8 protein-coding genes are annotated in these 11550 nt (G+C 74.3%); 4 read left to right on the top strand and 4 right to left on the bottom strand.

Going from position 1 to position 11550, the window contains the following annotated elements; genetic code table 11:
- The first annotated feature begins 147 nt into the window (after positions 1 to 147).
- Together secF and NWP10_RS07730 are read left to right on the top strand one after the other, a co-directional pair.
- Positions 148 to 1188 carry a protein translocase subunit SecF gene (gene secF, locus NWP10_RS07735; protein WP_258300454.1) on the top strand — a complete coding sequence of 347 codons (1041 nt, stop codon included), beginning with the start codon at positions 148 to 150 and terminating at the stop codon, positions 1186 to 1188.
- A 155-nt stretch (positions 1189 to 1343) separates the two neighbouring features.
- Positions 1344 to 3644, top strand: coding sequence for a bifunctional (p)ppGpp synthetase/guanosine-3',5'-bis(diphosphate) 3'-pyrophosphohydrolase (locus NWP10_RS07730; RefSeq protein WP_258300453.1), 2301 nt, complete (start codon positions 1344 to 1346; stop codon positions 3642 to 3644).
- An 18-nt stretch (positions 3645 to 3662) separates the two neighbouring features.
- Here the strand turns inward: NWP10_RS07730 and NWP10_RS07725 are convergent, their stop codons facing one another.
- Positions 3663 to 4247, bottom strand: coding sequence for a hypothetical protein (locus NWP10_RS07725; RefSeq protein ID WP_258300452.1), 585 nt, complete (start codon positions 4245 to 4247; stop codon positions 3663 to 3665).
- A 129-nt stretch (positions 4248 to 4376) separates the two neighbouring features.
- Positions 4377 to 6095, bottom strand: coding sequence for a DUF349 domain-containing protein (locus NWP10_RS07720; RefSeq protein ID WP_258300451.1), 1719 nt, complete (start codon positions 6093 to 6095; stop codon positions 4377 to 4379).
- 179 nt (positions 6096 to 6274) lie between these two features.
- On the opposite strand from NWP10_RS07720, the gene hisS reads away from it, so the two are divergent.
- Positions 6275 to 7660: a histidine--tRNA ligase gene (gene hisS, locus NWP10_RS07715; RefSeq protein ID WP_258300450.1), complete on the top strand. Its 1386-nt coding sequence runs from the start codon at positions 6275 to 6277 to the stop codon at positions 7658 to 7660.
- Between the two features lie 33 nt (positions 7661 to 7693).
- Here hisS and NWP10_RS07710 read toward each other — a convergent pair whose 3' ends face one another.
- Both NWP10_RS07710 and NWP10_RS07705 read right to left on the bottom strand, forming a co-directional pair.
- Positions 7694 to 7900, bottom strand: a complete 207-nt coding sequence (locus tag NWP10_RS07710; RefSeq protein ID WP_258300449.1) for a hypothetical protein — start codon at positions 7898 to 7900, stop codon at positions 7694 to 7696.
- A gap of 28 nt (positions 7901 to 7928) precedes the next feature.
- Positions 7929 to 9221 carry an APC family permease gene (locus NWP10_RS07705; RefSeq protein WP_258300448.1) on the bottom strand — a complete coding sequence of 431 codons (1293 nt, stop codon included), beginning with the start codon at positions 9219 to 9221 and terminating at the stop codon, positions 7929 to 7931.
- Positions 9222 to 9430: 209 nt separating this feature from the next.
- Between NWP10_RS07705 and aspS the strand changes: the two genes are divergently transcribed.
- On the top strand, positions 9431 to 11269 hold the full coding sequence (aspS, locus tag NWP10_RS07700; RefSeq protein ID WP_258300447.1) for an aspartate--tRNA ligase: 1839 nt from the start codon (positions 9431 to 9433) through the stop codon (positions 11267 to 11269).
- Positions 11270 to 11550 lie beyond the last annotated feature (281 nt).

The following is an 11550-nucleotide window of genomic DNA, read 5'->3' as shown; positions in this document are numbered from 1 at the left end:
GCCCGTGCCCGTGGGCGCGGCGCCGGCCGACGAGGCCTCGGGCGAGGAGGGGCCCGCGACGCGCGGGCTCCGCCGCCCGCGCCCCGCGCAGCCCATGACCATCGCCGAGCGACGCCGCGCTGAGCGCCGCCGCCAGGAGGAGGACCAGTGAACCGCTTCGCCGACTGGGGCAACGCCCTCTATTCGGGACGGGTCTCCTACCCGTTCGTCCAGCGCTGGCGGCTGTGGTTCGCCCTCGCCGCCCTGCTGCTCGTCCTCGCCGGCGGCCTGACCGCCCTGCGCGGCGGCTTCAACCTCGGCATCGAGTTCCGCGGCGGCTCGGAGTTCACGGTCTCCCAGACCGCCGCCACGGACATCGCCGCCGGCGAGCGGGCCGTGACCGACGTGCTGGCCGGCGGCCACGCGACCGTCACGAACATCGCCCCGGGCACCGTGCGCGTGCAGACCGAGCAGCTCGACGACGCCCAGACCCGCCAGGTCGCCGCCAACCTGCAGGACGCCTACGGCGTCGGCCAGGACCAGGTGACGTCCACGTTCGTGGGCCCGACGTGGGGCGCGGCCGTGTCCCAGCAGGCGCTGCTGGGCCTGGTGATCTTCGTGGTGCTGGTGACGCTGTTCATGGCGTTCTACTTCCGCACCTGGAAGATGTCGCTGGCCGCCGTGATCGGCATGCTCTACGTGGTGGCGCTGACCGCCGGCATCTACGGGGCCACCGGCTTCGAGGTCACCCCGTCCGCGATCATCGGCTTCCTGACGATCCTGTCCTACGCGCTCTACGACACCGTGGTGGTGTTCGACAAGATCCGCGAGAACACGATCGGCCAGGAGGAGGACCCCGAGCGCACGTTCGAGCAGAACGTGAACCTGGCCGTGAACCAGACGCTGGTCCGCTCGATCACCACCTCGATCGTGGGCATCCTGCCGGTCGGCTCCATCCTGTTCATCGGCGCGGGCCTGCTGGGCGCGGGCACGCTGCGGGACATCGCGCTGGCGATCTTCGTGGGCATCATCGTGGGCACGCTGTCCACGCTGTTCATCCAGGCCCCGCTCTACGCGCTGCTGCGCCGCGGCGACGAGGACGTGCGCGACCACGACGCGCGGGCCGCGGCCCGGGCCGCCCGCGAGAACCGCGGGGACACCGTCACGGACCCCGACGTCGCCCCCTGGGAGGACGGCGCCCACCTCTGACCCGGGCGCGGCGCAGCCGGGGCCGGTCGCCCGTCGTCACGACGCGCGGCCGGCCCCGTCGTCGTCCAGGGGCGGGTCGGCCGCGGCGCGGGTAGACTCGCCGATCATCCCGGCCGCGGCGGCCGGGACCGCGATCACCGAGGAAGGCGTGGGCCATGAGCGAGCACGATCCGACCCACGCCCCGGCCCGCGTCGCGGCCGTCCGCCCCCGGGGCCGCATCGCGCGGCTGACCGGCCGGCACGCCACCGAGTACTCGCCCCTGCTGGAGCCGCTGATGCGCACGGTGCGCCAGCGGGCCACGAAGGCCGAGCTGGCGGACCTGATCCGGGCCTTCGAGGTCGCCCGCGCGGCCCACGAGGGCCAGATGCGGCGATCGGGGGACCCGTACATCACCCACCCCGTGGCCGTCGCCACGATCCTCGCCGAGATCGGCGTCAGCGGTCCCACGCTCCTGGCGGCCCTGCTGCACGACACGGTGGAGGACACCGACTACTCGCTCGAGCGTCTGCGCGCCGACTTCGGCCCCGAGGTCGCCCTGCTCGTGGACGGCGTGACCAAGCTGGACAAGGTCACCTACGGCGCGGCCGCGCAGGCCGAGACCGTGCGCAAGATGGTCATCGCCATGGCCCAGGACGTCAACGTCCTGCTCATCAAGCTCGCGGACCGCCTGCACAACGCCCGCACCTGGCGGTACGTCTCCCCGGAGTCCAGCGCCCGCAAGGCGCAGGAGACCCTGGACATCTACGCGCCCCTGGCCCACCGGCTCGGCATGAACACGGTGAAGTGGGAGCTCGAGGACCTCTCCTTCGCGGCGCTCAAGCCCAAGATGTACGCGGAGATCGTCCGCCTGGTGGGGGAGCGCAACCCCGAGCGGGAGAAGCACATCGCGGCGCTGCGCACCGTGATCGAGGACCACCTGCGCGAGCACCGGATCCGCGCGGAGGTCACCGGACGGCCGAAGCACTACTACTCGATCTACCAGAAGATGGTGATGCGGGGGAAGGACTTCGACGAGATCCACGACCTCACCGGCATCCGGGTGCTCGTGGACTCGGTGCGGGACTGCTACGCCGTGCTGGGCGTCATCCACGCCCGCTGGAACCCGGTGCCCGGGCGGTTCAAGGACTACATCGCCGTCCCCAAGCTCAACATGTACCGCTCCCTGCACACCACGGTGATGGGCCCGGGCGGGCGCCCGGTGGAGATCCAGATCCGCACGCACGAGATGCACCGCCAGGCCGAGTACGGCGTGGCCGCGCACTGGCGCTACAAGGCGCAGGCCGCGGCCGAGTCCTCCTCGTCCTCGTCCGGCACGCCGGCGTGGCTGCGCTCCGTGATGGACTGGCAGAAGGACACCCGCGACCCGGACGAGTTCCTGGACTCGCTGCGCACGCAGATCGGCGCGGACGAGGTGTACGTCTTCACGCCCTCGGGGGAGATCCGCTCGCTGCCGGCCGGCTCCACCCCCGTGGACTTCGCCTACGCGATCCACACGGACGTGGGCCACCGGACCATCGGCGCGAAGGTCAACGGCAAGCTCGTGCCGCTGTCCACGCCGCTGAACCACGGCGACACGGTGGAGGCCTTCACCTCGCGCGCCGAAGACGCGGGCCCGAGCCGCGACTGGCTGGGCTTCGTGGTCTCCCCGCGGGCCCGCTCCAAGATCCGCCACCACTTCGCGACCCAGCGCCGCGACGAGCAGGCCGAGCGGGGACGCGAGTCCCTCACCCGCCAGCTGCGCAGGGCGGGCCTGGCCGTGCAGAGCGTGCTCGGCGGCGAGGAGCTGGCCCAGGTGGCCTCGGACATGGGCTACGCGGACCTCGACGGGCTGCTCGTGGCGCTCGGCGACGGGCACGTCTCGGCGCAGGCGGTGCAGGAGCGCGTCTCCGAGCGGCTGGCACCCCCGCCGCCGGCGCGCACGGAGCCCCAGGGCGAGCTGACGGTCGGCGAGGTGGACCTGGCCGAGCTGCTCCCGGCGCAGGCGCGCCGCACCCCGGCCCGGGCCACCAACGATGCGGGCGTCCTCGTGGACGGCGACGGCGGCGTCATGGCCAAGCTGGCCCGCTGCTGCAACCCGCTGCCGCCGGACGCCATCGACGGCTTCGTCACCCGCGGCTCGGGCGTCTCGGTGCACCGGCTCGACTGCCCGAACCTCGCCACGCTGCTCGAGCAGGAGCCCGAGCGGCGCACGCCGGTGAGCTGGGCGCCGTCGCGGGACACCGTGTACCTCGTGGAGATCCAGGTGGAGGCGCTGGACCGCAAGTCCCTGCTCTCGGACGTCACCCGAGTGCTCTCCGAGAACCACGTGAACATCCTCTCGGCCTCCGTGAACACCACGCGCGACCGCGTGGCCATGAGCCGGTTCGTGTTCGAGATGGGCGACCCCCGCTTCCTGGGGCACGTGATCGCGGCGGTGCGCCGGATCGACGGCGTGTTCGACGTGCACCGCACCTGAGCCCGCCGCGCGTCCGGTTCAGCCGGCCGCCTCGAGCGCCGCGAGCAGGACGTCGAGCCGGCGCCGGGCGGCCACCACGCCCGAGCGTCGGCTGTGCCGGGCCAGCCGCTCGCGCAGCCCCGCCGCCCCGTGCGCCGCGATCACGGCGGCCGCCGTGCGCGCCGCGTCCGGGTCGGGGCTGAGCAGCAGGTCCTCCACGGTGCGCTCCGGGGTGGTGACCCGCAGCGGCCCGATCCGGAGCACGTCCTCCTCCGCCGGGGCCCGCCCGTCCGGACCGGCCGCCACGTCCGACTGGGTGAGCGTCCAGGGCAGCGGCGAGCCCCCGGCGGGCAGGCGGTGGAAGTGGGGGACCGCCGCGTGCAGGCGCTCGGGCACGGCGCCGCCGGTGAGCACCCACGCGGCGGAGGAGCCGATCGCCGTCCACCCGCCCGCCAGCACCGGGCCGCCGAGCATCCACAGCGCCTCGGCCCGCACCCCGGGCCGCCGCGCCGCCTCCGGCCGGGCCCACACCCCCGGCACCAGGGGCACCACGGCCCCGCGGGACCCCAGGGCCTGCAGCTCGGCCGGGGTGAACGGCTCTCCCGCCAGGATCAGTCCTTCCATGCGGGGGAGTCTGGCAGAGACGACGCGGCCCCCGGGTCCGCCTGTGGACAGGCGGGCCGCGGGGGCCGGGTCGGCCGGCTCAGGCCGGCGGGGCGCTCGTCAGCCGGGCGCCGGTCGGCTGAGCGACGGTCAGCTGAGCTCGGAGGCGGAGGCCTCGAGGGCCTGCTTCCACTGCAGGCGGGCGTCGAGGGCCTCCTGGGCCTTCTTCACCGCGCGCTCATCGCCCGAGGCCTGGGCCTTGGCCAGGTCGGCCTCGAGGCCGGCGATGGTCTCCTCGAGCTGGGTCAGGGCCGAGCTGGTGCGGGCCTTGGTCTCGGGGTCGGTGCGACGCCAGTGCTCGTTCTCCGCCTGCTTGAGGGCGTCCTCGAGCGAGCGGAAGCCCTCCTCCATGCGGCGGACGTCCCCGCGCGGCACACGGCCGGCGTCCTCCCAGCGGCCGCGCAGCTCGTTGAGGGCGCGACGGCCGGCCTTGACGTCCTTGAACGGCAGCAGCTTCCTGCCGTCGGCGAGGATCTGCTCCTTCACCTTGAGGTTGGCGCCGTACTCGCGGTCGATCTCCTGGTTCACGGCCTTGCGGGCGTCGAAGAAGACGTCCTGGGCGGCGCGGAAGCGGGCCCAGAGGGCGTCGTCCTCCTTGCGGGACGCCCGCGGGGCGCGCTTCCACTCGTCCATGAGGTCGCGGTACTTGCCGGCGGTCACGCCCCAGTCGGTCGAGGAGGAGAGCTCCTCGGCGCGGGCGATGAGGCGCTCCTTGACCTGCTTGGCCTCGGCCGACTTGGCGTCGAGCTGGGAGAAGTGGGCGCGGCGGGTCTTGTCGAAGGCGGTGCGGGCGCCGCGGAAGCGCTTCCACAGGCCGTCCTCGACGGACTTGGACAGGCGCGGGCCGGCCTTCTGGGCGGCCTTCCACTCCTCGAACAGGGCGGTCATGCGGGTGGAGGCGGTCTTCCACGGCATGCGCTCGGCCGGGGTGGCGGCGAACTCCTCGGCCTCGGCCACGATGGCCTCGCGGGTGGCCAGCTGCTGCGCCTGGGCGGCCTGTCGGGCCTCCTGCTCGGCGCCGCGGTAGTCGCCCAGGAGGGTCTCGAGGGCGGCCAGGCGGGTGCGCAGGGCGTCCATGTCGCCGACCATGTGGCGCTCGTTCACGGCGGAGGTCATCTGGCCGAGGGCCTTGCCGAGCTCGCTCGAGGGCGCGCCTGCGGCGATGCGCTGCTCGAACAGGGCCATCTGGGCGCGGACGTCGTCGTACTTGCGCACGAAGTAGGCCAGCGCGTCCTCGGAGCTGGCGTCCGGCACCTGGCCGACGGCGTGCTCCTCGTCGCCGTCCAGCAGCGTGACGTGGCCGTCCTCGCTCACGCGGGCGAACTTCGAGGCCTCCTCCAGCGGGGTGGGCGGGACCGTGGGCGCGACGACGGCGGCCGGCTTGGCGGCGCCCGCGGCGGGGCGCACGGCGCCCGGGGAGGCCTTCTTCATGGCGGCCGGGGACGGCGCGGCCGGCTTGGCGGCCTCGGCCTCCGGCTGAGCCTGGGCGTCCTGCGCGTCGGTGGCCTCGGGGGCCGCCGGCTCGGTCGCGGCCTGCTCCTCCTGCTCGGCCTGCTCATGCTCGGCCTGCTCGGGGGCGGGCTGGGCGTCCTGGGCCTCGGCCTCGGGCTGAGCGGACTCGGGCGCCTCGGGGGCGGCATCGGCCTCGGTCTCGGCCGCGGGGGCGTCCTCGCCGTGCTCGGAGGCGTCGGGCGCGACCTCGGGGAGGGGCGTCGCCTCGGCGGGCACGGTCTCCGGGGCGGCGTCCTGGGACGTCTCGACCTCGGGGGCGGGGGACTGCTGGTCGTCGGGCTGCATGTGGTTGGTCACCGCTGGAACTCTCCCTGACTGCGCCGGCGCGCGGTCGAGGGTCGATGCGGCCGGTCGGGATGGACACGAACAGGGCCAGCGTACCGGGCGGCCGCGCGCCCGCGCCTAGAATGAGCCGATGCGCCGCCGGGGGACCGTGTGGGCGCACCCCGCCGCCGTCGTCGTCTCGAAGGATCCTCATGTCCCGCAAGGCCTCCCTGTCCGGTTTCCACGAGTGGCTGCCCGCCGAGCGCCTCGTGGAGCAGCACGTGCTCGACACGCTGCGACGGACGTTCGAGCTGCACGGGTTCGCGGGCATCGAGACGCGCGCCGTCGAGACCCTGGGCCAGCTGCTGCGCAAGGGCGAGGTGGACAAGGAGGTCTACGCGGTCTCCCGCCTGGCCGAGGACGAGGAGGTGGCCGCCGGCCGCCGCGAGGCCAAGGACCCCGCCGACCCCAAGCGGCTCGCCCTGCACTTCGACCTGACTGTGCCCTTCGCCCGCTACGTGGTGGAGAACGCCGGCCACCTGGCCTTCCCGTTCCGCCGCTACCAGATGCAGAAGGTCTGGCGCGGTGAGCGCCCGCAGGAGGGCCGCGCCCGCGAGTTCACGCAGGCGGACATCGACGTGGTCGGCGACGGCGAGCTCTCGCCCCGCCACGACGCCGACGTCGCGCTCGTGATGGCCGAGGCGCTCGGTGCCCTGCCGATCGGCGAATTCCTCATCCGCGTGAACAACCGCAAGCTCGCCGAGGGCTTCTACCGGGGCATCGGCCTGACCGACGCCGCCGGCGTCCTGCGCAGCATTGACAAGCTCGAGAAGATCGGCGCCGACGAGGTGGCCCGCCTGCTCCAGGAGGAGGTCGGCGCGAGCCCCGAGCAGGCCCGGCAGGCCCTGGCGCTCGCCGCGATCCGCACCGAGGACGTCTCCTTCGTCGAGCAGGTGCGCGCCCTCGGCGTGTCGGACCCGCTCCTGGAGGAGGGCCTGGCCGAGCTGGCCGACGTCGTCGAGACCCTGCACCGCCGCGCCCCCGGGCGCGCCGTGGCGGACCTGTCCATCGCCCGCGGCCTCGACTACTACACCGGCACCGTCTACGAGACCGTGCTGGTGGGCCACGAGCAGCTCGGCTCCATCTGCTCCGGCGGCCGCTACGACGCGCTGGCCTCCAAGGGCAACCGCGTGTTCCCGGGCGTGGGCCTGTCCATCGGCGTGACCCGCCTCGTGATGCGCATGCTCTCCCAGGAGATGGCGCAGGCGTCCCGGTCCGTGCCCACAGCGGTGTACGTGGCCCTCACCGCGGACGAGGACTGGTCCGAGGCCCAGGACGTCGCGGCGCTGCTGCGCGAGCGCGGCATCCCCGCCGAGGTGGCGGTGTCCGCGGAGAAGTTCGGCAAGCAGATCAAGTACGCGGACCGCCGGGGCATCCCGTTCGTGTGGTTCCTGGGCCGCGACGACGCCGGCGCGCGCGTTCACGAGGTCAAGGACATCCGCTCGGGTGAGCAGCACCCGGCGGACCCCGCCGACTGGACCCCGCCGGCCGAGGACCTGCTGCCGCAGGTGACCCGCACGGAGTCCACCGAGGGCTGAGCCCGGGGACGTCGTGGGGCCGGGCGCCGCGGCTCAGGCCGTGAGCAGAAGTGTGGCCAGGGTGGCCACCACCAAGGCCAGGAGGGCGACCGGCAGCGTCAGGACCATGGCAGCCCCCGAGGAGAGCCACAGGCGGGCGTCGTCCGAGTCCATGGCCCGGGACATCAGGGGGCGACGGCGCCACGCCGGCCGGCGTCGGCCGGCTCGTGCGGCGCGGGGCCGTGCGGGGCGCGAAGTCATGGCTCCCACGGTAGCGGCCGCCCGCCGGTCAGCGGCCGGGCCGTCCGCGTCCGGCGAGCACGAACGCGCGCCCGCCCACGCCCACGAGGAACACGGCCAGCATGGCGACCACGGCCATCGGCGGCAGCGTGGCCGCGAGGACGGCGCACAGCACCAGCCCGAGCACGTTGACCGCGCGCGGCACGCGGAGGGGGCGGAGGAGCGCCGGATCCCGGCCGTCCTCGCCGCCGCGCAGGGTGGCGGCGGCCAGGTTCGCCACGGCGTAGTAGACGAGCACGCCGAACGAGCTGAACCCCACCACCGTGAGGATGTCCGTGGTGAGCAGCAGCAGGATCACCGCCACGGCGATTGTGAGCTGACCGACCCACGGGGTGCCCGTGCGCGCGTTGACCCGGGCCAGGGGCCGGGGCAGGTCCGACTCGCGGGCCATGGCCAGCGCGGTGCGGGAGATCCCCGTGAGCAGGTTCAGCGCCGCGCCCGCGGCGGCCAGCGCGGCGCCGGCGACGGCCGCCCAGCCCCAGGCGGTCCCGAGCGTGGTCTCGAGCAGCTCGCGCACGGGCGCGGGGGACAGGGCCAGGCCGGTGGGGCCGAGCCCGGCGAGCAGCGCCGCCGTCAGCAGCACGTAGAGGCCGGCGGTCAGGCCGAGGGCGATCAGGATGGCCCGGGGGATGCTGCGGCGGGGGTCGATGACCTCCTCGCCCATCGTGGCCACGCGCGCGTAGCCGGCGAACGCGAAGAACAGGATGCCCGCGCCCATCAGCACCCCGGTCACGGGGGAGTCCGCGACGCCGGCGAACGCGTCCGCCTCGGACGGCGCGCCCAGCGCCAGCCCGGCGCCGATCGCCAGCGCGAGCACGGCCGCCACCGGCACGAGGATCGCCATCGTGGCCTGCGCCGTGCGGGTCACGCCCGCCATGGCCAAGGCCGTGAGCACCACGACGGCGGCCACACCGGTGAGCCGGGCCGCCGCGGCGTCGTCGGGGAACAGGTACAGGCCGATCGTGGCCGCCATGGCGGCCACCGAGGCCGTCTTGCCGGTGACGAAGCCCCAGCCGGCCACGAAGCCGGCGAGCGGGTGCAGCTGCCGCCGCCCGTACACGTAGGCGCCGCCGGACTCGGGGTGGACCGTGGCCAGCTGCGCCGTGGACAGCGCATTGCACAGGGCGGTGAGCAGGGCCAGGGCGAGGGCGGCGTAGAGCAGGCCGGGGTGCCCGCCGGTCAGGGCGGCGGCCAGGCCGATCGCGGTGAACACGCCCGCGCCGATCATCGAGCCCAGGCCGATCACGACGGCGTGGGTCAGGGTCAGGCGGCGCTGCAGCACGGGGTCTCCTCGTCGGGGGCGTGGGGCGGGCCGCCGACGCGTCTCTCGCGCGCGGCCGGAGCCGCCCGGGGCCGGGGCGGGGGACCGTGAGTGAGTAGACTCGCCCACGACGGTCCGCGCCCATCCCCGCATGGGTATCACATCGGGCCGAATCCGACATGAACCCCACGATCTCGTCCGGGCGATCCCCGGACGGAGAGGACGCCTTCGTGCTGCGCACACACCAGCTCGGCGAGCTCAACGCCTCGCTCATCGGCCAGACCGTCACCGTCACCGGGTGGGTGGCGCGGCGTCGCGATCACGGCGGCGTGGCCTTCGTGGACCTGCGGGACGCGTCGGGCTTCGCCCAGGTCGTGGTGCGCGACGAGGCCGACTTCGATCCGCTGCGCAACGAGTGGGTGCTGCAGGTGAGCGGCGTCGTCGAGCGCCGACCCGAGGGCAACGAGAACCCGAACCTGCCCTCCGGCGAGATCGAGCTGATCGCCGAGACCGTCACCGTGCTGAACACCGCGGCCGCCCTGCCGTTCCAGGTGGACGAGCACGTGGAGGTCGGCGAGGAGGCGCGCCTGCGCCACCGCTACCTGGACCTGCGCCGCCCCGAGCCCTCCCGCATCATGCGGCTGCGCTCCGAGGTCAACCGCACCGCCCGCGAGATGCTGCACGGCGAGGGCTTCACCGAGGTGGAGACCCCCACGCTCACCCGCTCCACCCCCGAGGGCGCCCGCGACTTCCTCGTCCCGGCCCGCCTGGCCCCCGGCTCCTGGTACGCGCTGCCCCAGTCCCCGCAGCTGTTCAAGCAGCTCCTGCAGGTCGGCGGGATCGAGAAGTACTACCAGATCGCCCGCTGCTACCGTGACGAGGACTTCCGCGCCGACCGCCAGCCCGAGTTCACCCAGCTGGACATCGAGGCCTCCTTCGTGGAGCAGGACGACGTGATCGCCCTCGGCGAGAAGATCGTCAAGGCCGTGTGGGCGCTCGTGGGCGTGGACGTGCCCACCCCCATCCGCCGCATGACCTACGCCGAGGCCATGGAGAAGTACGGCTCGGACAAGCCGGACCTGCGCTTCGGCCTCGAGCTGACGGACCTCACCGAGTACTTCAAGGACACCCCCTTCCGCGTGTTCCAGAACGAGTACGTGGGCGCCGTCGTGATGCCCGGCGGCGCCTCCCAGGCCCGCCGCACCCTGGACGCCTGGCAGGAGTGGGCCAAGCAGCGCGGCGCCAAGGGCCTGGCCTACGTGCTCATCCAGGAGGACGGCTCGCTCACCGGCCCCGTGTCCAAGAACATCTCGGACGAGGAGAAGGCCGGCCTGGCCGCCGCCGTCGGCGCGAACCCGGGCGACTGCGTGTTCTTCGCCGCCGGCAAGCCCAAGGAGTCCCGCGCCCTGCTGGGCGCCGCCCGCGTGGAGATCGGCCGCCGCTGCGAGCTGTTCACGGACGCCGGGAACGGCATCGAGGCCAAGGACGCCGACTGGGCGTTCGTGTGGATCGTCGACGCCCCCATGTTCGAGCCGGCCGCGGACGCCGTGGCCTCCGGCGACGTGGCCGTGGGCTCCGGCGCCTGGACCGCCGTGCACCACGCCTTCACGTCCCCCAAGCCGGAGTTCGCGGACACCTTCGACACCGACCCGGGCTCCGCGCTGGCCTACGCCTACGACATCGTGTGCAACGGCAACGAGATCGGCGGCGGCTCCATCCGCATCCACCGCCAGGACACGCAGGAGCGCGTGTTCTCCGTGATGGGCCTGTCCCAGGAGGACGCCCAGGAGAAGTTCGGCTTCCTGCTCGAGGGCTTCAAGTACGGCGCCCCGCCGCACGGCGGCATCGCCTTCGGCTGGGACCGCGTGGTGGCGCTGCTCGCCGGGACCGAGTCCATCCGCGAGGTCATCGCCTTCCCGAAGACCGGCGGCGGCTTCGACCCGCTCACCGCCGCGCCCGCGCCCATCACCGCGCAGCAGCGCAAGGAGGCCGGCGTCGACGCCAAGCCCGAGCCGAAGAAGGCCGAGGGCGAGAAGAGCGACGAGGCCGCCGGGCAGCCGCAGGCGTGATCTCGCCGGGGACCGGCCGCACGGCCGCCGACGCTCGGACTCCCCGGGCGCGGCGGCCGTGCGGCCGGTCTCCGCATCCGGGCGGGCGGTCCCGGCCGCCCGCCGTCCTCCTCGGCCTGCTCGCCGCGGGGCTGCTCGCCCAGACCGGGTGCGCCGACCCCGCCCCCACGGCGCCGTCCCCCGGCACGGCCGCATCCGTGGGCCCCGCGCACGAGACCGAGGCGGCGCCCGGGGTGGACGAGCCGGACGACCGGCCGGTCGTGCCCTTCGCCGCCCTCGAC

The sequence above is a fragment of the Micrococcus sp. HG099 genome (assembly GCF_024723355.1).
Lineage (GTDB): Bacteria > Actinomycetota > Actinomycetes > Actinomycetales > Micrococcaceae > Micrococcus > Micrococcus endophyticus.
This window is presented reverse-complemented; position numbering and strand designations above follow the sequence as displayed.